The following is a 21202-nucleotide window of genomic DNA, read 5'->3' on the forward strand; positions in this document are numbered from 1 at the left end:
GTGGCGGGTCGTCATCTCTACTTGACCGACTCGACGAGCTCGTCGATCGCGTACGGGAGGGAGAGCAGGGTGCCCTGGGACATCGCGGCGCCGACCGCCGGGCCCTCGCTGTCCAGCAGGTAGGAGACCTTGCCGTCCTTGACGGCGGGGAGGTTGTTGAACAGCTCGAACTTCTTGAGCGCGTCCGTGTCGGCCTTGTCGTTGATGACGAAGATGCGGTCGACGTCGATCAGGTCGATGCGCTCGGGCGAGAGCTCGGCGGAGAAGCCGCCGTCCGCGACCTTGTCGATCTCGGTCTGGTAGGTGAATCCGGTGCCCGTGACGAGGCGGCCGCGCACGTCGGTGGAGGTGAACGCCGAGATGGAGTCCTTGTACCAGGACAGCGCGACGGCCTTCTGCCCGCCGAATTCGGGGTGGGCCTTCTTGGCGGCGTCCAGCTTGGTCTGGATGCCCTTGACCAGGTCGGCGCCTTCCTTCTCCTTGCCGAGCGCCTTGGCGATGTGCACCGCGTTGTCCTGCCACGGGGCGCTGAAGAGTTCCTTCTCACCCTTGGTGCGGCCGACGGTCGGGGCGATCTTGGACAGCTTCTCGTAGGCCGCCTTGTCGACCTCGGAGTAGACCGCGATGATCAGGTCCGGGCGCAGCGAGGCGATCTTCTCGAAGTTGGGGCCGGCGTCGCCGTTCTTCATGACGACCTCGGGGCGGGTGTCGCCCCACTTGTCCTTCACCCAGGGCCACTGCGTGTTGATGTCGGGCGTCTGGCCGGTCGGGTTCGGGTACTGGTCGACCATGCCGACGGGCTTGATGCCGAACGCCAGGACGGCCTGGTCGTCGGTGTAGCCGACGGTGACGACCCGCTCGGGGGCCTTGGCGACCTCGGTGGAACCGAACGCGTGCTCCACGGTGACCGGGAACGCGCCCTCGGCCGCGGCCGGGGCGTCGTCCTTCTTCTTGTCGTCCGCCGAGTCGCTGCCGCATCCCGCGAGGAGACCGACGCCGAGGGTGGCGGCGGACAGGACCGCGGCCAGCCGCTGCCACGGCTTCACCAGCGTCGTTCTATGGAGAGACATCCAAAATCCCTTGCTTTCGCGCTGTCCACTGCGCCCCGGTATGAGGGCAGCCAGACTGTACCCCGAGCAAGTGAGGTCAGCCTAGCCTAACCAGTGAACTTTCCACAGGTCAGGACGAGTTGAGCGGCATCGTGGCGTCATGGGCCGTCGCCTTCACTTGACGTACCGTCAATGACGGTCCTGTCGTACGGTGTCGGCGGCCGCGGGTTCTACGGTTCGAGCCGGACGTGCGCCCTGCCGATCGGCACGATGAGCGGCCGGTCGCCCACCGGGTCCTCGATCACCTTGGCCTGCAGCCCGAACGCCTCGTACAGCAGCTCGGCGGTGATCACGTCCCGGGGATGGCCCTGCGCCAGGATGGCCCCGTCCCGCATGACCACGAGGTTGTCGCTGTAGCGCGTGGCCAGGTTGAGGTCGTGCAGCACCATGACGACGGTGCAGCCCGACTCGTGCAGATCGTCGACGAGGTCGAGTACGTCGATGGCGTGCGCCAGGTCGAGATACGTGGTCGGCTCGTCCAGCAGCAGCAGATCGGTGCCCTGGGCGAGGGTCATCGATATCCACACGCGCTGACGCTGTCCGCCGGACAGCGAGTCGACGGGCCGCTCGGCCAGGTCCGCGACCCCGGTCATGGCCAGCGCGCGCCGCACCACGTCGGCGTCGTCCGAGGACCACTGCCGCAGCCAGCTCTGGTGCGGGTGGCGTCCTCGGGCGACCAGATCGGCGACCGTCAGCCCTTCCGGGGCGACCGGCGCCTGCGGCAGCAGTCCGAGCTTCTTCGCCACGTCCCTGGTGCGGAGCCGGCCGATGTCCTCGCCGTCCAGCACGACGGTGCCGCCGGCCGGTTTGAGGAGCCGGGTCAACGTGCGCAACAGGGTGGACTTGCCACAGCCGTTGGGGCCGATGATCGTGGTGACCACGCCCGGCGGGATCGCCACGTCGAGCTCGTCGATGACCGGCCGGCCGCCGTACCCGACGGTGATGCCCCTGGCTGCCAGCCGTGCGGCGTCCTTGACTCCCGCATCGGCCTTGGCGGTGAACTGCGCGGCCACAAGCCCCCCTTACTGAGGTTCGCCTTACTTCTTACCATCTACCGGAGGTTCGCCCGTACCAACAGGTAGACGAGGAACGGGCCGCCGATCACGGCGGTGACCACACCGACCGGCAGGCCGATCGGCAGCGCCGCGCGGGCGACCAGGTCCGAGCCGATCAGCAGCAGCGCGCCCACCAGCCCGGAGGCGATGACCGGCGGCGTCGGCCACCTCGCCAGCCGCATCGCCACCTGGGGCGCCACCAGGGCGACGAACGGGACCGGCCCCGCCGCGCTCACCCCCACGGCGGCCAGCAGGACGGCGCAGAGCAGCAGGACCGCCCGCACCCGGCCGAACCGTACGCCGAGCCCGGCGGCGACGTCGTCGCCGAGGTGCATCGGCTTGAACTGGAAGGCCACGGCGGCCACGACGGCCAGCAGGACGAGGGTGCACCAGAACGCCACCCGGACCTCGTCCCAGGACCGGTTGTCCAGCGAGCCGACCAGCCACACCTGGGCGCGCGCCACGTCCCGGATGTCGGCCGACACCAGCAGCCAGGTCGTGATCGCCTGCGTCATCGCGGTCACCGAGATGCCGATGAGGATGAGCCGGAAGCCGTCGACGCCGCGCCGCCAGGCCAGGAAGTACACCAGCAGCCCGGTGCCGAGGCCGCCCACCAGGGCCGCCGCCGACAGCCCGATCGAGCCGGTGATCGCCGCGGCGGTGCCGCCCGTCGCCGTCACCAGGAACACCGCGACGGCACTGGCGCCGCCGGTGATCCCGAGGATGTCCGGGCTGGCGAGCGGGTTGCGCGCCACGGACTGGGTGATGGCCCCGGACATGCCCAGGGCGACGCCCACGATGAGACCGGCCAGCGCCCGGGGCATCCGGAGGTCCATGACGACGAACTCGTCGACCTGTTCGCCCTGCCCGAAGATGGTGGCGATGACCCGGGAGAGGCCGATCGGGAAGTCACCGACGCTGATGGAGAGGCAGAAGACCAGGAAGGCCGCCGCCGCGAGGACCAGGGTGACCAGGACGAGCAGGGGCCGCCAGACGAACGACACGCTGCCGAGCCGTACGCCCGGCGCCATCACCGCTTTCGCTTCGGTCCCGCTCATGGGCTCCCGGGTTTCCCTCATGTGCTCGTGAACCTGCCTCATGCCTTCTTGAACTTCCCTCGCCACACCAGGACCGCGAAGAAGGGCGCCCCGAGAAGGGCGACCACGACGCCCGATTCCAGCTCGCCCGGCCGCACGACCAGGCGGCCCACGATGTCGCAGACCAGTAGGACGCAGGAGCCGAGCAGACCCGCGTACGGAACCAGCCAGCGGTAGTCGGGGCCGGTCAGATAGCGGGCCACGTGCGCCACCATGAGCCCGAGGAAGGCGATCGGGCCGCAGGCCGCCGTGGCGGCGCCCGCCAGCAGGGTGACGGCGACGATGCCGAGCGTCCGGCTCGCCGCGATGTTCACTCCGAGCCCGCGCGCCACGTCGTCGCCCAGGTTGAGCAGATTCAGGGCGGGCAGCGTGATCAGGGCCAGGACCAGTCCGACGCCGATGAACCCGGTCACCGGCCAGATGACGTCGAATCCGACCCCGGCCACGGAGCCCGCGTTCCAGAACCGCAGCGCGTTCAGCGACTTCTGGTCGGTCAGCGCCACCGCCGTGGTCATCGCCGCGAGGAACACCGTGACGCCCTGCCCGGCCAGGGCCAGGGTCAGCGGATTGCCCGCTCCCCTGCCGATGCTCGCCAGACCGAAGACGACGACACCGGCGAGGCCCGCGCCCACGAAGGCGAACCAGACGTACTGGAAGGGGTTGGTGAACCCGAACACGGCGATGACCGACACCACGGCGAAGGAGGCTCCGGCGTTCACCCCCAGCAGCCCCGTGTCGGCGATGGGGTTGCGGGTGTACCCCTGGATCAGCGCCCCGCCGACCCCCAGGGCCAGGCCCGCCACGACCGCGAGGACCGTCCGGGGCACGCGCACGGTCTGCACGATGAGCCGGATCTCGGTGAGCTTCTGGTCCGGGTCGGGGTCCGCGAACAGCCCGTGCCAGACCTCGCCGGGGCTGAGCGCACGCGCCCCGACGGCCAGCGACACCGCCGCCGCGACCACCAGCGTCACGGCGAGAACGCCCAGCCCCGCGACCCGCCGTCCGCGGATGTCCGTCGTCCCCCCGGGCGCGGGGCGCTCCACTGCAGTCGTGACCATGTCGACGAACGATATCCCTTTGATCAGAACGGTCGCGCCCGGCCCGTCCGGCAGCTCACCGGGCGGGCCGAGCACGGAACTCACGGCGGGCCGACGGGGCTTGTCGCCCCGTACGTCCCTCAGCCGCCGGCGCCCTCGGCGACCGGACGGGACTCGTCGGAGGTGGACTTGACCCGGCGGTCGAGCAGCGAGTCCAGGATCTCGCCGACCCGTATCGCGGTGTTGGAGAGCAGCGATGTGGTGATGCCGTGGGTGTGTTCCGTACCGCCCTGGAGGTAGATGCCGCAGCGCAGTTCCGGGCCGGTCGAGATCCGGTAGTCGCGCTCCACCCGGACCCGGCCCGCGTCGTCGCGCAGGCAGCGGTCGCCGACCTCGCCGAGGAGTCCGAGCGGGTCGGCGGGGCTGTAGCCGGTGGCGAACACCACGACGTCGGCGTCGAGTTCGGTCTCCTCGTCGGTCACCAGTGATTTCACGGTGGCGCGTACGCCGTCGGACTTCTCCTCCACTCCGGTGACCCGGGACACGTTGAGGAAGCGCAGCCGTTCGGTGCCGAGGACCTTCTCCCGGTACATCTGCCGGTAGAGGTCGTCGATCAGGTCGATGTCCACCACGGAGTAGTTGGTGTTGCCGTGGTAGGCCATCAGACGGCTCTTGACCTCCTCGGGGGCGGCGAAGTAGTCGTCGACCGCTTCGGGGTCGAAGATCCGGTTGGCGAAGCTGCTGTCGTCGGCGGGGCTGTAGCCGTAGCGGGAGAAGACCGCGCAGACCTCGGCGTCGGGGAACCTGCGGTGCAGATAGGCGACGTTCTCGGCGGCGCTCTGGCCGGCGCCGACGACGACGAACCGCGAGGGCGAGGTGCCGTCCAGGCCGTCGACCTTCCGCAGCAGGTCGGAGTTGTGCCAGACGCGGTCACCGCGCTCCACACCCTCGGGCATGACGGGGCGCAGGCCGGTGCCGATGACGAGGTTGCGGGCCCGGTGGACCGCGAGTCCTTCCGCGGACCGCACGGTCACGTCCAGGTACTCCACGGTGCCGTCGTGCACGTAGGGCGTGACGGCGACGACTTCGTGACCGTAGGAGACCAGGTCGTCGACCTGGGCCGCGGCCCATTCGAAGTAGTCGTGGAACTCCACCCGCAGCGGGAAGAGGTTCTTGTGGTTGATGAAGTCGATCAGGCGGCCCTGGCTCTGCAGATAGCAGAGGAAGCTGAATTCGCTGGCCGGGTTCCGGAGCGTCACCAGGTCCTTGAGGAAGGACACCTGCATGGTGGCGTCGTCGATGAGCATGCCGCGGTGCCAGCCGAAGCTCGCCTGCTGCTCGAAGAAGTGGGCGGTGACCGAATCCTGCCTGCCGACTTTGCTGTTGTGCTCGCTGAGCGCGATCGCCATGGCCACATTGGACGGGCCGAAGCCGATGCCGATGAGGTCGTGGATCAGTGGTGTGTCGCCAGGAAGAACCTGTGACATGTCACTCCCAATCATCCGGGAAAGCCGCCTGTCAGGCGTGAGGGGAAGGTGCGGAAGGCGGGCACGCCGACGGAGCCGCCCACCTGAACTTAGGTGAGCCTAAGCTCACCAACCCGCCTTGTCGATAGGGCAAATGGAATGTCCCATTATTGATGGATCGTCAATTGTGGCTGAAATTAAGTAGTGTTGTTGCCCGGTGCTGTTGCCGAGTGATGACGCCTTCAGCGGGGTATGCCTGAGCCCGGGGTGCGCCCACGTCCTTACGGTCCCGTGACGTGCGCGCGCCGTGCCCGGTGCGAGGGATCGTCGGGCCCTAGCGTGGCGGTCATGCGCGTACTGGTCACCGGCGGAGCCGGGTTCATCGGGTCACATGTCGTCGACGCCCTCACCGCGGCCGGGCACGAGAGCGTGGTGCTGGACGCCCTGCTGCCCTCGGCCCACCCCGGCGCCACGCCCCCAAAGCTGCCGGGCGACCGGGTGGTCGTCGGGGACGTCCGGGACCGGGAGGCGGTGGCGGACGCGCTGGCCGGGGTGGACGCCGTCTGTCACCAGGCGGCCATGGTCGGCCTCGGCAAGGACTTCGCGGACGCTCCGCTGTACGTCGGCTGCAACGACCTCGGTACGGCGGTGCTGCTGGCGGAGATGGCGGCGGCCGGGGTCCGGGATCTGGTGCTGGCCGGTTCGATGGTGGTCTACGGCGAGGGCCGCTACGACTGCCCGCGCCACGGCACGGTCCGCCCCGGGCCGCGCGCGGAGGCGGATCTGCGGTCCGGGGACTTCGAGCCGCACTGTCCGGACTGCGGTGCGGAACTGACACCCGGGCTGGTCGCCGAGGACGCGCCCGCGGACCCGCGCAATGTGTACGCGTCGACCAAGCTGGCCCAGGAGCACCTGGCCGCCGCGTGGGCGCGGGCCACGGGCGGCCGGGCGGTGTCCCTGCGCTACCACAACGTGTACGGGCCGGGGATGCCGCGCGACACCCCGTACGCCGGTGTCGCCTCGTTCTTCCGCTCGGCCCTGGCCCGCGGCGAGGCCCCCCGCGTCTACGAGGACGGGCGCCAGCGGCGCGACTTCGTGCACGTCCACGATGTGGCGGCGGCGAACGCGGTGGCGCTGGCGGCGGTACGGGAGCGGCGGCCCGCGTCCTTCGCCGCGTACAACACCGGCAGCGGCGAGCCGCACACCATCGGCGAGATGGCCGCCGCGCTGGCCGGCGCGCACGGCGGGCCGGGCCCGGTGGTGACCGGGGAGTACCGCCTCGGCGACGTACGCCATGTCACGGCGGACTCGCGGGCGCTGCGCGAGGAGCTGGGCTGGCGGCCCCGGGTCTCCTTCGCCCAGGGAATGGCGGACTTCGCGGCGGCCCCGCTGCGCGGCGCGGCGGGCCGCCGGGACGAGGGCGCCGTCACACTGTCGGGAGCGTGACCGAGAAGCAGCAGCCGCCCTGTACGTTGCGGACCTCGGCCCGTCCGGCGTGCGCCTCGACGATGCCGCGCACGATGGCGAGACCGAGGCCCGCCCCGGCCGGCGGGGTACGGGCGTGGCTGCCGCGCCATCCGGTGTCGAAGACCCGGGGCAGGTCCTCCTCCGGGATGCCGCCGCAGCCGTCGGTCACCGACATGACGACGGCGCCGTCCGACCGGTGCGCGGCGACGGCCACCGTGCCGTCGGGCGGGGTGCGGCGGATGGCGTTGATCAGGAGATTGCCCAGCACCCGGCTCATCTCCTTGCCGTCGACCTCCACCGGCACCTCGTCGACCCGTACGCCGACCAGCCGCACCCCGTGCTCACGGGCCAGCGGGTCGGCCCCGGCCAGGGCGTCGCCGACCAGGTCGTGGAGGGAGATCCGGGCCGGCGTCAGGGTGAGCGAACCGGCCTGGATCCGGGAGAGTTCGAAGAGGTCGCCGACCATGGTGTTCATCCGTTCGACCTCGGTCCTCATCTGCCGCAGATAGCGTCCGGAGTCGGCGGCCATGCCGTCCTCCAGCGCCTCGGCCATCGCCCGCAGCCCGGCGAGCGGGGTGCGCAGATCGTGCGAGATCCACGCGACGAGTTCGCGCCGCGAGGCCTCCAGCGCACGTTCCCGCTCCCGTGAGGCGTCCAGTTTGGCGCTGGTGGCGGCCAGTTCGCGGGTGAGCGCGGCCAGCTCTGCGGTCGGCTGTCCGGCAGGCGCGGCGAAGGTACCGCCGTCGCCGAACGACCGCGTGGCAAGGGTCAGTTCACGGCTCCGGTCGGCCACCCAGCGGCCCAGCAGTACGGCGGTGGCCAGCGAGACCAGGGCGGCCATGGCGACGACGGTCGTGACGACGTAGAGATCGTGGGACGACAGGAACATCGCCCAGGCGACGGTCAGCGTCCCGGCGAGCATCGCCGCGACGGCCACCCCCGCGACGACACTCACCGAGACCACCAGCGAACGGTGCCTCAGCAGACGCAGGACGCCGGCGCCCAGCAGCCCGGCCGCCGCCGCGCCCAGAAAGGCGAAGAGCGCGATGAGCAGGACGTCGGTCACCGCGGCCCGCTCCCGCCGGGCGGGGCGGCGGCGTCCGCGTCCAGGTCCAGCCGGTACCCCACCCCCCACACCGTGCGGATCAGCCGGGGGCGGGCCGGGTCCTTCTCGACCTTGCCGCGCAGCCTGCGGACATGGACGGTGACCGTCGACAGATCGCCGAAGTCCCACCCCCAGACCTCCCGCATCAGCTCCTCCCGCCCGAACACCTTTCCGGGATGCCGGAGAAGAAAGGCGAGCAGGTCGAACTCCCGCAAGGTCAGCGCGAGTCCCTGTCCGTCGCGGTGGGCCTGCCGGGCCGCCGGGTCGAGGGTCAGCCCGCCGCCGGACAGCGGCCCGGCCCCGCCCGCCGGTACGGCGGTCCGGGCGCGGCGCAGCACGGAGTCGACCCGCAGGACCAGTTCGCGCGGGCTGAACGGCTTGGTGACATAGTCGTCGGCGCCGGTCTCCAGGCCGAGGATGCGGTCCTCCTCGTCGCCGCGCGCGGTGAGCATGATGACCGGGACCGGACCGTGCTCGCGCATCCGGCGGCAGACCTCGAACCCGTCCATGGCGGGGAGCATCAGGTCCAGGACGACGAGGTCGGGCCGGCGTGCCACGAACCGCCCCAGCGCGGCGGGCCCGTCGCCGGCCTGCTCGACGGCGTAGCCGACACGGTGCAGATAGCCGACGACGACCTCGGCGACGGTCGGGTCGTCGTCCACGACGAGGATCCGGCCCCGCTCCCCTTGGGGGACGGGTTCGGGATGCCGGGCGGGCGGGGTGTTCTCCATGGCCTTCACTCTGGCACCCCCGTTCCGGCGCGTCGGCGGCCGACCGCCCCCATCCGGCCGATGTCCATGTTTCGTAAGAACCTCATGCCCTGAATGCCAGACTTGTCTCCGTAGGGTGAGGCGGGTGACCGATTCTTCTGCCGCTCTTCCGTTCCCGCCCGCCCCGCACACCGGTCTGCCGAAGGCCGACATCGTTCTGCCCTGCCTCGACGAGGCGGCCGCCCTGCCCTGGGTACTCGATCGCATCCCCGACGGCTGGCGCGCGATCGTGGTCGACAACGGCTCGACCGACGGTTCGGCCGACCTCGCCCGTTCCCTCGGCGCGAGCGTCGTCACGGAGGAACGACGGGGGTTCGGCGCGGCCTGCCATGCCGGGCTGCTCGCCGCCGAGGCCGAGTTCGTCTGCTTCTGCGACTGCGACGGCTCGCTGGACCCCCTGCTGCTGGCCGACTTCGTGCGGCGGATCGCGGACGGCGAGTGCGATCTGCTGCTCGGCCGCCGCCGCCCGGAGGGCCGGGGCGCCTGGCCGCCGCACGCCCGCGCCGGAAATCTGGCGCTGGCCCGGATGCTGCGCCGCCGCACCGGCCTGCGCCTGCACGACCTCGGCCCGCTGCGGGCGGCCCGCCGCGCCGACCTGCTCGCCCTGGACCTCACCGACCGGCGCAGCGGCTATCCGCTCCAGATGGTGGTCCGGGCCTCGGACGCCGGGCTGCGGATCGCCGAGAGCGATGTCCCCTACCGGCCGCGCACCGGGAAGTCGAAGGTGACCGGCACCTGGCGCGGGACCTGGCACGCGGTGCGCGACATGCGGGGCGTGCTGCGCGAACCACCGGCGGACCGCACGCCGGACCGGTCCGCACGCGCAGGGACGGGGGCCCGCCGATGAGCGCGTACGGGCCCATGGGGCCGACGGAGTTGCTGGTCATCGCGAAGGAACCAGTGGCCGGACGGGTCAAGACCCGGCTCTGCCCGCCCTTCTCCCCCGCCGAGGCCGCCGAGCTGGCCGCCGCCGCGCTCGCCGACACCCTGGAGACCGTGCTCGCCCTCCCCGCCCGGCGGCGCGTCCTGGTCCTCGACGGGCGGCCGGGCCCCTGGGTGCCTCCGGGGTTCGAGGTGGTGCCGCAGAGCGCGGGCGGCCTCGACGAACGTCTCGCGGCGGCCTTCGGCGGGTGTACGGGGCCGGCTCTCCTGGTCGGCATGGACACCCCGCAGCTCACGGCCGCGCTGCTCGCCCCCGCTCTCGGCCCGGACGCCTGGGACGGCTGCGGAGCCTGGTTCGGTCCGGCCGAGGACGGCGGCTTCTGGGCCCTGGGCCTGGCGGATCCCGATCCCGCCCTGGTGCGCGGGGTGCCGATGTCGGTCCCGGAGACCGGTGCGGTGCAGCGGCGCAGGCTGGTGGAGGCGGGGCTCGTCGTCCGCGATCTGCCGGTGCTGGTCGATGTGGACACCGCGGCCGACGCCCACCGGGTCGCGTCGGCCGCGCCGGGCAACCGGTTCGCCGCGGCGCTCGGCCGGCTGACCGGGGCGGGGGTGCGATGAGTACGACCGTGCCCTCGTCCGGACGCGCCGCACCGGCCGCCGCCGACCCGGCAGGCTCCTCCGCCTCCGCCGGGGCGCCCGACACGCACGAGGCGGCCGCCGACAGCGCGTACGCCTCCGACACGCCGGCCCGGCGGGGCCCGCTCCGCACCGCCACCTGGGGCGCCGACCCGTACGCCAACGCCCTGCGCACCGGCCGGGGTCCGCTCTTCCTCCGCCGCAGCGACGGCTGGCTGCTGCCCCTGGACGTGGAGCGCTGGTGCTCCGACGCGGGCTCCGCCGATCTGTCCGCGCTGCACCGGTGCGAGGGGCCGGTGCTGGACATCGGCTGCGGGCCGGGCCGGCTGGTCGCCGAGCTGGCCTCGCTCGGGCACCGGGCGCTGGGCATCGACGTCAGCGAGGCGGCGGTGGCCCGTACGCGCGGTCTCGGCGGCGCGGCGCTGCTGCGCAGTGTCTTCGACCCGCTGCCCGGTGAGGGCCGTTGGGGCACTCTCCTGCTCCTCGACGGCAACATCGGCATCGGGGGCGACCCGGCCGCGCTGCTGGACCGCGCGGCCGATCTGCTCGGGGCCGGCGGACTGCTGATCGCGGAGACCGCCCCCGTCGACGTGGACGAACAAGTCCGGGTCCGGCTCGACGACGGCCGGGGCGGCCCGGACGGGAGGTCCGCGCCGGTGGCCGCGGGCGGCGACGTGGCCGAGCCGTTCCTCTGGGCGCGGATCGGGACGCCGGCCCTGCTGCGGCACGCCCGTGCGGGCGGCTGGCGTACGGGCGATCAGTGGGGCGCGGAGGGACGGACCTTCGTCTCGTTGCGCCGGCCGGAACGGGAGCGGAGCGCCCGGACCAGCAGCCAGAGCGCGGAGAGCGCGAACAGCGCGCCGGTGATCAGCAGCCAGTTGCCGAGGTAGACGTCCGGGGTGGTGCCGGCGGCGGCCTCGTACCGCCGTTCGGTCCGCCGGGCGATCAGCGGGAACCAGATCAGCAGGAGCAGCCCGGAGAGGAACGCCGGCACCCGGACGAAGTTCACCAGGGCCGTCCGGGGGCCGAGCGCGGCGCGCAGGGCCCGGTCCGCCCCGGCGTACACCGGCAGCAGCACCAGGTCGTGCAGAACGGCCGACCCGGCGAACCAGAGCAGCACCCCGACGGTGTCCCCGTCCAGCAGCCGTACGCCCGCGTAGCCGGCCAGGCAGAACGTCGCGGCGAGCAGGAGCAGATGGAGCGGGCCCTCGCCGTACAGGCGGCGCGGTGAGATGCGCGGGCGACGGGGTGCGGTGGACGGGGACGGCGGCGGGGTCTGCGGCGGGGGCGGTACGGCTCGGGTGGACATCACAGCTCTCCGAACGTCAGGGTCTCGACCCACTTGGTGTTCAGCACGCCGGGCGCGGCGGGGACGATGATCCGGGCCGGATAGCCGTGGTCCGGTGACAGCGGCGCCCCGTTCACCTCCAGCGCGAGCAGCGAACGGCCGTCGCGGACCTGGTTGTCGCGCAGCGCGGCCTTGCGGAAGGAGCCGCTGCGCTGGAGCGACTCGACGAACACGCCCGGCGGCCGGTCCGGGTGTCCGGCGAGCGCCGCCAGGTCGGAGAGCCGCACCCCGCGCCAGAGCTGGTCCGAGGTCGACCAGCCCTCCACGCAGGCGATCGGAAGCGCCGCGCTGTGCTGTTCCATGGCCAGCAGATCGGCCCGTGAGAGGCGGAGTTCACCGGCCGGACCCCGTACCGTCAGCCGCCAGCGCTCACCGGTGTCGGCGGGCGTGATCCGTACGGCGGCGGCGGTCTTGTTGATCTGGAAGGCGTTCGGGCCCGGTCCCGGGTCGGTGCCGCCGCGCGGGGTGAGGAGCGCGATGCGGCGCAGCGGTCCGTCGAAGCTGCGGCCGGCCGAGGTGATCAGCAGAAGGAGCGACCCGGCCCCCACCATGGCCAGCGCGCCGCGCCGGGACAGGGTGGCGGGCAGCGGGTCGGGGGCGGCGAGGGTGTCCGGTTCGCCGCGCGGGATGCCGTTGCGCAACACCCGTACGGCCTGGGGCAGTTTGAGGACCGTATGGGTGACGAACCCGGCGAGGAAGACCCAGGCCCCGTAGAAGTGCAGGGTGTAGAAGGACCCGGGGAAGAGGTAGTCCAGCTGGATGTTGAGCAGCCCGGTGAGGAACTCGAACAGGGCCCCGCCCACGAGCAGCAGCAGCGAGATCCGCTCCAGGGCGTGGCCCACGGAACGGGCGGGCGGCAGCGCGAAGAGCCGGGGGATCACCGACCAGAGCTTGGCGAGCAGGACGGGCACGAGCACGATGCCGACGGTGACGTGCAGGCCCTGGGTCAGCCGGTAGAGCCAGTGCGGGCCGGTCGGCCAGGAGAACAGGTAGAAGCCGAGCCATCCCTTGCCCGGGGTCTTGTCGTTGACCCGGTTCAGGTCCGGGTTGTAGGCGGCGTACGAGAGCAGACCGGTGACGAACAGCAGGGTGAGCCCGGCGAGCAGGACGACGCCGAGCACGGCGGTGAAGCGCGCCCCGCGCACGGGGCTGCGCCAGAATCCCGGGTCGGCGGGCGTGCGCAGGGCGCGGAGGGAAGCGGGGAGGTCGGTGAGGGTGCGGATCCGGCGGCGTTCGGGCATGAGGCCGACGCTAAGCGGGGAACACCGCCGGTGGGCGGACGCGACTCCTGACGAAATTCTGACGTCGCGGCCGGGAGGGGCGTCCACCGGCATGCCGGTGGACGGGAAACGGAATGCTGGTGGGTGGGGAACGGCATGCCGGTGGCGGGAGATCTGACGGTTCGGTGACGCGGCCCCGCCGTACCGCCCGATTGCCGTCCGATCGCCGCCCGGTGTGCATAGCGTGCCAGCGTGAAGACCGAGGACATCACCCCCACGGACACCGCGGGCGGCACCGGGCACGGCCCGCCCGCACCGCCGGACCGCACCGACGACCGCGCCCGGCGCGCGGGGCGGGCCGACCTGATCGTGGCCGCCGCGGGCGTGCTGCTGGTCACGGCCGCGGTGGTCGTCGGCCATGTCATCCAGAACCGGGACGGCAGTCTGCGCGCCCAGTGGCCGCCCCTGCTGGCCTCCTGGGACCCGCATCTGGGCCCCGGCACCCCGGCCGCCCTGGTCATGGCGGTCCTGGTGGTCGCCTACGGCCCGCCGCTCGCCGCCCGGCTGCCCTGGCGCGGGCTGCTGGCGGCGGCCTGGGCCGGGTCCATGGCCTGGGTCTTCGCGCTGGCGCTGATCGACGGCTGGCACCGGGGCGTCGCGAAGCGGCTCACCACGAAGCACGAGTATCTGCGGGTCATCGACCGCTTCGAGGACATCCCCGCCACCCTGCGCGACTTCACGAACCACATCGTCATCGGCGAGCCCGGCAACTGGCCCGCCATGTCGCCGGGCACCCGCCGGGCGCGACGCTGACCTTCGTGTGGCTGGACCGCATCGGGCTCGGCGGCGGCGCCTGGGCGGCGCTCTGGTGTGTCGTGGTGGGCAGTTCGGCGGTGCTGGCCGCCCTGATCATCGTGCGGGTGCTGGCCGACGAGCGCCTGGCCCGGCGTGCCGCGCCCTTCCTCGTCCTCGCCCCGGCCGCCGTCTGGGCGGGCGTGTCGGCCGACGGCTACTTCACCGCGGTCGCCGCCTGGTCGGTGGCGCTGCTCGCCCTGGCCGCCACCCGCCGGGTCCGCTTCCCGGCCGTGGCGGCGGTCGGCGGGGGTCTGCTGTTCGGGTGGACCTGCTACCTCAGTTACGGGCTGGGGCTGATGGCGGCGGTCCTGCTCGCGGTGCTGGTGCTCGCCCGGACCGCCCGCACGGTGCCGCTGTTCCTGCTCGGCGCGCTGGTGGCCCCGGTGGCCTTCACCCTCGCCGGGTTCAACTGGTGGACCGCGTACCACCTGTTGGTCGAGCGCTACTACCAGGGCGCGGGCGGTGTCCGCCCGTACGGCTACTGGGTCTGGGCCAACCTGGCCTGCTCGACCCTCGCGGCCGGGCTCGCCGCCGTCGCCGGGCTGCGCCGGAGCGCGGTGGCCGCGCCCGGTGCCGTACGGGCGGCGCTGCGGCGCGGCCCGGCGGCGGCCTCCCCGGAGGGAAGACTGGCGTTGCTCGTGCTCGCGGCGCTGGCGGCGCTGCTCGCCGCGGATCTCTCCGGGATGAGCAAGGCGGAGACCGAGCGCATCTGGCAGCCGTTCCTGCTGTGGCTGCTGCCCGCGGCGGCGCTGCTTCCCCGCCGGAGGGTGCGGTACTGGCTGGTCGCGTCGGCCGTTCCGGCGCTGCTGATCAACCACCTGCTGTGGACGGGCTGGTGAGCGGCGGCCTCTGTGGTGCGGCGTGGCGGGTGCCGGTCTCCGTCAGCCCAGGCGCTGTTCGGCGAGGTCGAGCCAGTGCTCCACGTCGGACGGGGCGAAGTGTCTGACGGCCCAGTCGACCATGCGGAGACTCATGTGCGCCCAGGCGGGCCGCAGGACGTCCTCGGGGAGCGCGTCGAGCACGGCGTCGAGATGCCGCGTCGCCGCCGGGTCCGCTCCCCCGCCGTGGATGCCGAAGCGCAGGGTGACCAGGTCGAAGCGGTGATCCCCGCGGGCGGCTCCGTCCCAGTCGACGACTCCGGTGATCGAACCGCCGGTCGCCAGCAGGTTTCCGGGGTGGAAGTCCATGTGCACGGCGTCGTCGCCGGGCAGCCGGTCGGGGTGGCCCGCACCGACCTCCGCGACCCGGCGTTCCAGCGCGGCGCTGCGGCGGTTGTGCCGGCGGAGCGGTTCGTGCAGGCAGTAGCCGGGGCCGTCCTGACGCAGGAACAGCTCGGCGGCGGGGACCTCGGGGTGGTCGGCGAGCCGGCCGGCCTGCAACCGGTTGAGTGCGAGGGCCTGGAGCAGGGTGGGGTGGTCGAGGTGATCGACCTTCGTGCCGGGCAGGAGCTCCTGGACCATGACGACCGCGTGGCCGACCTGGGCGACCAGCTCGGTGGCCGGGGCCGGACAGCCCGCGCGTCGTAGCACGCGGCTGACGGTGAGCGGCCCTGCCTCCAGGTCCGCGACCCGGCTGTGCGGCCGCCATTTGAGCACGGAACGGCGATGGTCCGGCCCGCGCACATAGGCGGTGCCGACCTGCCCGCCCGGGCAGGGGCCCTCCAGGATCAGCCGGACACCGGTCCGGGCATGGAGGGCGTCGAGCGTCTTCGCGGCATCGAGGCGCTCGACGCGCGCCCAGCGTGGCGAGGGAGAAGTCATGGGTCTCATGATGGCCGCGCGGCGGGGAGCGCGCTCCGGCCCGTGCGCTAGCGGTGCCCGACGTGGCGCCGGGGTACGGGCGCGGCCACGGGGATCGTCTCCACCCGGTCGACGGCGACGTTGACCGTGCCGTCGCTGCGCTCGATCCGGCCGGTGAGGAGGACGGCGGGGGCGTCGATGAGGGTCCGGTAGCAGCGGTCCCAGATGTGCGGGGCGAAGACGAGGTTGATCATGCCGGTCTCGTCCTCGATCGCGCCGAAGGCCACGCCGTGGGCGGTCGGGGGGCGTTGGAGGTACTTCGGCAGCCCGCCGATCCTGACCCGGGCCCGGTCGGGGAGCGTACGGGCGGTGGCCGTGGGGAGCGTGCCGAGGCGGTCCAGGTGGGGGCGGATGTGCTGGACGAGGTGGGCGGTGGCGCTGGCGCCGGTGGCGACGATGTCGGCGGTGGTCTCCTCGGCGGTGGTCATGGAGGTGAGTTCGGGCGCGGTCCCGGGGGTGGCGAGTCCGGGGAGCGGGGGCTGGCGCGTGCGGCCGGGTGCGGTGCCGGCGCTCCACAGGGCGGTGCGACGGTGTCCGCCCAGTCCGTCGAGTGCGCCCGCGGTGGCCAACTGCTCCAGGATCCGGGCCGGCAGCCGGGTACGGGCGGCGAAGTCGTCCAGGTCGGTGAACGGCCGCTCCGTACGGAGGGCGATGATCTCCTCGGCGGCCTGTTCGCCGAGGCCGGTGACGCTGGTCAGACCGCGGCGGATCGCCGGGGGCCGCGCCCCGGACGCCGGGCCGGACATCGAAGCGGGCATCGGGCCGGATGTCGAAGCGGGGGCCGGTCCGGGTTCGAGGGTGGCGTGGACGCGGGAGGTCCGGACGGCGGGTCCGTGGACGGTGATGCCGTGCCGTTCCGCGTCGCCGATGAGGGTCTGGGTGTCGTAGAAGCCCATCGGCTGGTTCGCCATGATCGCCGCGATGAGCGCGGCCGGGTGGTGGTGCTTGATCCAGGCGCTGGCGTAGATGAGCCCGGCCATCGACTGAGCGTGGGACTGCGGGAACCCGTAGTCGGAGAAGGCTTCGATCATCGAGACGATCTTCTGGGCAGCGGCCGGCGGGATGCCGCGTCCGGCCATGCCGGTCAGCAGGCGGCCGCGCATCGCGGCGACCTTCTCCGGGGCGTGCTTGGCCGCCATCGCCTTCCTGAGCCGGTCGGCCTCGCCGGGGCTGAACCCCGCGCAGTCGATGGCGAGTTGCATGGCCTGCTCCTGCCAGAGGGCGACGCCGAGGGTCGGCTCCAGCGCGGCTTTCGCGAGCGGGTGGGGGTATGTCACCGCCTCCTCGCCGCGCCGTCGGCGGAGCAGCGGGTGCTTGCTGCCGGCCTGGATGGGGCCGGGGCGGATGATGGACGCGGCGACGGCCAGGTCCTCGAACCTGGTCGGCCGCAGCTGGGGCAGGGTGGAGATCTGGGCACGGGACTCGACCTGGAAGACGCCGATGGTGTCCCCTCTCGCGATCATCTCGTAGACGTCCGGATCGTCCTGGGGAATGGACGTGAGGTCGTAACGGACGCCGTGGTGCTCGTGGATGAGGTCGCAGGCGGTGTGGAGGGCGGACAGCATGCCGAGACCCAGCAGGTCGATCTTGACGAGCCGGGCGGCGGCGACGTCGTCCTTGTCGCCCTGGAGGACGCTGCGGCCCTCGGCGGTCGCCCACTCCACGGGCATGATCTCGCCGATGGGCTGCCGGGTGAGGACCATGCCGCCCGAGTGCACCCCGAGGTGCCTCGGGAGGGTGTGGAGCTGGGCGGCGAGGTCGCGTACGTCGTCGGGGAGCGCGGTGTCGGGGCCGGGCGGGGTGTGGTGGATGTGCCGGGTCATCTCCCGGGTCTGTGCCTCCGGGTAGCCGAGGACGCGGGCGGCGTCGCGGACCGCGAGCCTCGGCTGATAGGTGATCATGTTGGCGACCTGGGCGGCGTGCCGGCGGCCGTAACGGGTGTAGACGTACTGGATGACCTCCTCACGGCGTCCGGACTCCAGGTCGAGGTCGATGTCCGGCGGGCCCGCCTTCTCCAGGGACAGGAACCGCTCGAAGAGCAGACCGTGCCGGAGCGGGTCGACGGCGGTGATGCCGAGGACGTAGCAGATCACGCTGCTGGCGGCGGAGCCCCGGCCCTGGCACCAGATCCCCTGGTCGGCGGCGTGCCGGACGATGTCGTGGACGATCAGGAAGTAGCCCGCGAGCCCGAGTCCGGCGACGAGTCCGAGTTCGTGGTCGAGCTGCCGCCAGGCCGCCTCTGCCCCCGGGTCGGTGCGGGGGCCGTAGCGGTCGGCGCAGGCGGCCTCGGCGCGGTCCCGCAGCCACGAGTCCTGCGTATGTCCTGCGGGTACCGCGAACTCCGGTAGTTCGGGGCGCAGTTCGCCGAGGTCGATCACGCAGGCGCGGCCCAGGGCGAGGGTGGTGTCCGCGACGCCTGGGTACCGCGACAGGAAGGCCGCGCGTTCGGCCCGGGGGCGCAGATGGGCGGTCGGGGCGGCCATCAGATGCCCGGCGGCCCGGTCCAGGGTCTCGCGGCGGCGCAGCGCGGTGAGCGCCTGGGCCACCCGGGCCTGGCGGGGGGCCGCGTAGTGCACGGCGCCGGTGGCCACCACGGGGATCCCGACCCGGCGGGCGGCCACCCACATCGCGTCGGCGGCGACCGAGTCCTCCGGGAGCCGGTGGTCGACCAGTTCGGCGTGCGTACCGCTCGTGCCGAAGACGTCGGTCAGCCGGGCGAGCCGGTGGGCGACGGCGGTGACGTCGCACCGGTCGGCGTCCGGCGGCGGGCAGCCGGGCAGGACGGCCCAGTGCCCCGCGGCGGCCGCCCGGGCCACCGCGTCCAGGTCGTAGACCGGGGCGTTCTTCGACCCGGCGAGCTGCGCGGCGGAGATCACCGCCGACAGCAGCCGGAACCCTTCCACGGTGCGGGCGAGCACCACCGGTGTTCCCAGGACGGGGTCGCCGAGGGTGAGTTCGGCGCCGTGGACGGTGCCGATCCCGTGCTCGCGGGCGGCGGCGTGCAGGCGGCGCGCGGCGTGGAGGCCGTCCACGTCCGTCACCGCCAGTACGCCGATGCCGAGCCGGGCGGCCTCGGCGACCAGGTCCTCCGGCCCGCTCGCCCCGCGGAGGAAGGAGAACGCGCTGTGCACGTGCAGTTCGGCCCAGCCGTCCTCCGGGCGGTCGGCGGTGGGGAGGCGGAGGAGGTCACCCATAGTGGGCCTCCACCCACCATCGGCCCCGGTCGACGAGGAGCAGCCACGCGTGCCCGTCGTCGGTGGTGACCTGCATCCGGGCGATCCGTCGGCCGCTGTCGCGCGTCCACCACCGCTCCAGCACCGGCCAGGGACCGGCCCACCCGTTCACCCCGGCCCGGCGGCGCCCGTCGACCGCGAGGAACGCGGGCTCGGCCGACAGTTCCAGCCGGCCGGCCACGCCGACCGGCGCGCCGTCGGTCCCGGTGAGCCGGGCCGGACGCCGTACCGGGTAGACCGCGGCCGGGTGCGGGGCGGGCAGCCGTCCCGGCCAGGGACCGTCCCCGGCGCCCGCGCCGCCCGCGCCGTCGTCGGGGACGTCGCCGACCGGGACGAGCCGGATCCGGTCGCCCGGCCCCCGGCCGCCGACCTCGATGATCCGGGTGACCGCCCGGTGCCCGAGCACCGCCTGCACCCGGGCGGCGGCCCGTTCCACCTCCACCGGGGTGTCCCGCTCGCCGTCGAACGCGCCCTGCGAGCCGGTGTCCGGGGAGATCCCGTCGGGGCGCAGGGCCAGGCGGCGGATGCCCGGTTCCGCGCCGCCTGCGTCCAGCAGGCCCTTCTCGGACCAGGCGGCCAGTACGCCGCGCACCCGCTCGGCCACCGCCCGGGAGGACAGCCGCCCCTCGTGCCGGAAGATCCGCGTCAGGGTCCGGCCGTCGGCCGTCCCGACCACGGCTTCCACCCGCGCGCACACCACCCCTGCCGCCGCCAGGCGTTCGTGCAGCTCGTCCGCGAGCGCGACGGCCACGAACACGACCGCTTCCGTCTGCTCCTCGGGGACCTCGAACAGCCGCCGCACCGTGTGGTCCTGGGCGGCGGTCCGTACGGACACCGGCCGGGCCTGCCCGCCACGGGCGACGCGGTGGGCGCCGATGCCCTCCGTGCCGAGCCGCTCCGCGACCCGGCCGGCCGGCAGCCGTGCGAAGTCCCCGACGGTACGGATGCCGAGCTGCTTCAGCAGTTCGGCCAGGCCGGGCACGCCCAGCACGCCCACCGGGTACGGGGCCAGGAACGCGGCGTTCCCGTCCGCCGGGACGATCACTCCGTCGCCCCGGCGGGCCGCGAGCGCCGCCGCGAAGGTGCTGTCGGCGATCCCGACCCGGGCGGGCAGCCCGAGTGCGGTGACGGTGTCGGCCAGCCGTACGGACAGCTGCGGTTCGCCGCCCCAGTACCGGGCGGCTCCGCGCGCCGGGGCCGCGATCAGCCCGGGCCGGATCACCTCCAGCCGGGGCACCACCTCCGCCTCCACGCGGTGCACCACCTGTTCGAACATCCTCACCTCGGCGGCGAGGTCCCGTTCGACGACCCGCAGCCCGGGGCACCGGGCCTGCGCGGCCCGCAGCCGCATGCGCCGCCGGACCCCGGCCGCCCGCGCGGACGCGGAGCACGCCACCACCGCGCCCCGGTGCACCACGGCCACCGGCGCACCGTCCCGCGTACCGCAGGCCAGCACCGGGAAGTCGGGCACCCAGACCACGACCACCCGTACGGAATCGGACGCCCCGGTCATCCGACGACGCGGAGATCCGCCCGCGCCCCGCCCCGCACGGCCTCCGCCGCCCCCTGCTCCGCCATGCCCGTCACGCCCGCCATGCCCACCAGACCGTCCGGACCGGGCAGCCACAGCTCCACGCTGCGCGGCGCGGCGGCAGCGCCGCGCCCGCCCGCCGTCACCGTCACCCGGCGGCCGCGCAACAGCCCGTGCCCCCGGCCCACCCCGGTCCAGCCCACCGGCGCCACCCGGAGCTGCACATCCGCCCCGGGCCAGCGGCCCGCCGCCAGCAGCACCGCTCCGCTGCGCCGCATCACCGCCCGCAGCCGGCGCACCGCCCGCTCCGGCACCCGTACCGAGGCGCCGACGAGCACCACCGGCACCGACTCCAGCAGGACGGCGAGCACCTGGGCCGCGCGTGGCCCAGGGTCGCTCACCACCAGACCTGTGGCCAGATCCAGACCGGCCTGTGCCGCCGCCAGCCCACCCAGCTCCGGCACTCCCACCGCCGCCCACGCCACCGACTCCGCTGCCGCCAATGCGGCCAGCGCCAGTAGCAGCGGCAGGTCTCCGCCCGCACCCACTGTGGTACCAGGGCGAATACCTCCTCCCGGCAGCAGGCCGGAGA

At 73.5% G+C, this 21202-nt stretch carries 16 protein-coding genes and 1 pseudogene; 5 read left to right on the forward strand and 12 right to left on the reverse strand.

Going from position 1 to position 21202, the window contains the following annotated elements:
- Positions 1–17 precede the first annotated feature (17 nt).
- The 5 genes from ACSMXR_RS01235 to ACSMXR_RS01255 form a co-directional block, all read right to left on the reverse strand.
- Positions 18–1070, reverse strand: a complete 1053-nt coding sequence (locus ACSMXR_RS01235; protein WP_218527149.1) for an iron-siderophore ABC transporter substrate-binding protein — start codon at positions 1068–1070, stop codon at positions 18–20.
- Between the two features lie 209 nt (positions 1071–1279).
- Complete coding sequence (locus tag ACSMXR_RS01240; protein ID WP_218527148.1) at positions 1280–2122, reverse strand: ABC transporter ATP-binding protein; 843 nt, start codon at positions 2120–2122, stop codon at positions 1280–1282.
- Between the two features lie 38 nt (positions 2123–2160).
- Positions 2161–3222 carry a FecCD family ABC transporter permease gene (locus ACSMXR_RS01245; RefSeq protein ID WP_218527147.1) on the reverse strand — a complete coding sequence of 354 codons (1062 nt, stop codon included), beginning with the start codon at positions 3220–3222 and terminating at the stop codon, positions 2161–2163.
- A 38-nt stretch (positions 3223–3260) separates the two neighbouring features.
- The gene (locus ACSMXR_RS01250) at positions 3261–4319 is read right to left on the reverse strand and encodes a FecCD family ABC transporter permease (protein ID WP_137231005.1); all 1059 of its coding nucleotides are present in this window, start codon (positions 4317–4319) and stop codon (positions 3261–3263) included.
- 119 nt (positions 4320–4438) lie between these two features.
- Complete coding sequence (locus tag ACSMXR_RS01255) at positions 4439–5785, reverse strand: lysine N(6)-hydroxylase/L-ornithine N(5)-oxygenase family protein (RefSeq protein WP_473170997.1); 1347 nt, start codon at positions 5783–5785, stop codon at positions 4439–4441.
- Positions 5786–6112: 327 nt separating this feature from the next.
- Here ACSMXR_RS01255 and ACSMXR_RS01260 point away from each other — a divergent pair, with 327 nt between their 5' ends.
- Entirely contained in the window at positions 6113–7210 is a 1098-nt protein-coding gene (locus tag ACSMXR_RS01260) for an NAD-dependent epimerase/dehydratase family protein (protein WP_137231001.1), read from the forward strand.
- Here the strand turns inward: ACSMXR_RS01260 and ACSMXR_RS01265 are convergent.
- A complete protein-coding gene (locus ACSMXR_RS01265) occupies positions 7191–8297 on the reverse strand; it encodes a sensor histidine kinase (protein ID WP_137230999.1) in 1107 nt (368 codons plus the stop codon). The two genes, ACSMXR_RS01260 and ACSMXR_RS01265, sit on opposite strands and share 20 nt — an antisense overlap.
- Positions 8294–9067, reverse strand: a complete 774-nt coding sequence (locus tag ACSMXR_RS01270) for a response regulator transcription factor (protein WP_473170998.1) — start codon at positions 9065–9067, stop codon at positions 8294–8296. Before ACSMXR_RS01270 ends, ACSMXR_RS01265 begins: the two co-directional genes overlap by 4 nt.
- A 124-nt stretch (positions 9068–9191) precedes the next feature.
- Between ACSMXR_RS01270 and ACSMXR_RS01275 the strand changes: the two genes are divergently transcribed.
- Genes ACSMXR_RS01275 through ACSMXR_RS01285 form a run of 3 tightly spaced genes read left to right on the forward strand, consistent with a single transcriptional unit; the run spans position 9192 to position 11514 of the window.
- A complete protein-coding gene (locus tag ACSMXR_RS01275) occupies positions 9192–9953 on the forward strand; it encodes a glycosyltransferase family 2 protein (protein ID WP_473170999.1) in 762 nt (253 codons plus the stop codon).
- Positions 9950–10606 (forward strand): TIGR04282 family arsenosugar biosynthesis glycosyltransferase, encoded by a 657-nt coding sequence (locus ACSMXR_RS01280; RefSeq protein ID WP_381796158.1) that lies wholly within the window; start codon positions 9950–9952, stop codon positions 10604–10606. The genes ACSMXR_RS01275 and ACSMXR_RS01280 overlap by 4 nt, the downstream gene beginning before the upstream one ends.
- Positions 10603–11514 carry a class I SAM-dependent methyltransferase gene (locus ACSMXR_RS01285; RefSeq protein ID WP_473171000.1) on the forward strand — a complete coding sequence of 304 codons (912 nt, stop codon included), beginning with the start codon at positions 10603–10605 and terminating at the stop codon, positions 11512–11514. The genes ACSMXR_RS01280 and ACSMXR_RS01285 overlap by 4 nt, the downstream gene beginning before the upstream one ends.
- Before the next feature lie 418 nt (positions 11515–11932).
- On the opposite strand, the gene ACSMXR_RS01290 is transcribed toward ACSMXR_RS01285, so the two are convergent.
- On the reverse strand, positions 11933–13213 hold the full coding sequence (locus tag ACSMXR_RS01290) for a molybdopterin-dependent oxidoreductase (protein WP_473171001.1): 1281 nt from the start codon (positions 13211–13213) through the stop codon (positions 11933–11935).
- Positions 13214–13444: 231 nt separating this feature from the next.
- On the opposite strand from ACSMXR_RS01290, the pseudogene ACSMXR_RS01295 reads away from it, so the two are divergent.
- A pseudogene (locus ACSMXR_RS01295) lies at positions 13445–14886 on the forward strand (hypothetical protein).
- Between the two features lie 42 nt (positions 14887–14928).
- Here the strand turns inward: ACSMXR_RS01295 and ACSMXR_RS01300 are convergent.
- Genes ACSMXR_RS01300 through ACSMXR_RS01315 form a run of 4 tightly spaced genes read right to left on the reverse strand, consistent with a single transcriptional unit; the run spans position 14929 to position 21158 of the window.
- A complete protein-coding gene (locus tag ACSMXR_RS01300; RefSeq protein ID WP_473171002.1) occupies positions 14929–15807 on the reverse strand; it encodes a phosphotransferase in 879 nt (292 codons plus the stop codon).
- Positions 15808–15854: 47 nt separating this feature from the next.
- On the reverse strand, positions 15855–19040 hold the full coding sequence (locus ACSMXR_RS01305; protein ID WP_473171003.1) for an error-prone DNA polymerase: 3186 nt from the start codon (positions 19038–19040) through the stop codon (positions 15855–15857).
- Positions 19033–20592 (reverse strand): DNA polymerase Y family protein, encoded by a 1560-nt coding sequence (locus tag ACSMXR_RS01310; RefSeq protein ID WP_473171004.1) that lies wholly within the window; start codon positions 20590–20592, stop codon positions 19033–19035. The genes ACSMXR_RS01305 and ACSMXR_RS01310 overlap by 8 nt, the downstream gene beginning before the upstream one ends.
- A complete protein-coding gene (locus tag ACSMXR_RS01315; RefSeq protein ID WP_473171005.1) occupies positions 20589–21158 on the reverse strand; it encodes a hypothetical protein in 570 nt (189 codons plus the stop codon). Before ACSMXR_RS01315 ends, ACSMXR_RS01310 begins: the two co-directional genes overlap by 4 nt.
- Positions 21159–21202: the final 44 nt, after the last annotated feature.

The organism is Streptomyces sp. DSM 106670 (genome assembly GCF_055792845.1).

Coding starts and splice junctions, on each gene's coding strand:
- ACSMXR_RS01270 (WP_473170998.1), bottom strand. CDS start 9,067: ATGGAGAACACCCCGCCCGCCCGGCATCCCGAACCCGTCCCCCAAGGG.
- ACSMXR_RS01235 (WP_218527149.1), bottom strand. CDS start 1,070: ATGTCTCTCCATAGAACGACGCTGGTGAAGCCGTGGCAGCGGCTGGCC.
- ACSMXR_RS01260 (WP_137231001.1), top strand. CDS start 6,113: ATGCGCGTACTGGTCACCGGCGGAGCCGGGTTCATCGGGTCACATGTC.
- ACSMXR_RS01250 (WP_137231005.1), bottom strand. CDS start 4,319: ATGGTCACGACTGCAGTGGAGCGCCCCGCGCCCGGGGGGACGACGGAC.
- ACSMXR_RS01255 (WP_473170997.1), bottom strand. CDS start 5,785: ATGTCACAGGTTCTTCCTGGCGACACACCACTGATCCACGACCTCATC.
- ACSMXR_RS01245 (WP_218527147.1), bottom strand. CDS start 3,222: ATGAGCGGGACCGAAGCGAAAGCGGTGATGGCGCCGGGCGTACGGCTC.
- ACSMXR_RS01290 (WP_473171001.1), bottom strand. CDS start 13,213: ATGCCCGAACGCCGCCGGATCCGCACCCTCACCGACCTCCCCGCTTCC.
- ACSMXR_RS01280 (WP_381796158.1), top strand. CDS start 9,950: ATGAGCGCGTACGGGCCCATGGGGCCGACGGAGTTGCTGGTCATCGCG.
- ACSMXR_RS01300 (WP_473171002.1), bottom strand. CDS start 15,807: ATGACTTCTCCCTCGCCACGCTGGGCGCGCGTCGAGCGCCTCGATGCC.
- ACSMXR_RS01285 (WP_473171000.1), top strand. CDS start 10,603: ATGAGTACGACCGTGCCCTCGTCCGGACGCGCCGCACCGGCCGCCGCC.
- ACSMXR_RS01305 (WP_473171003.1), bottom strand. CDS start 19,040: ATGGGTGACCTCCTCCGCCTCCCCACCGCCGACCGCCCGGAGGACGGC.
- ACSMXR_RS01310 (WP_473171004.1), bottom strand. CDS start 20,592: ATGACCGGGGCGTCCGATTCCGTACGGGTGGTCGTGGTCTGGGTGCCC.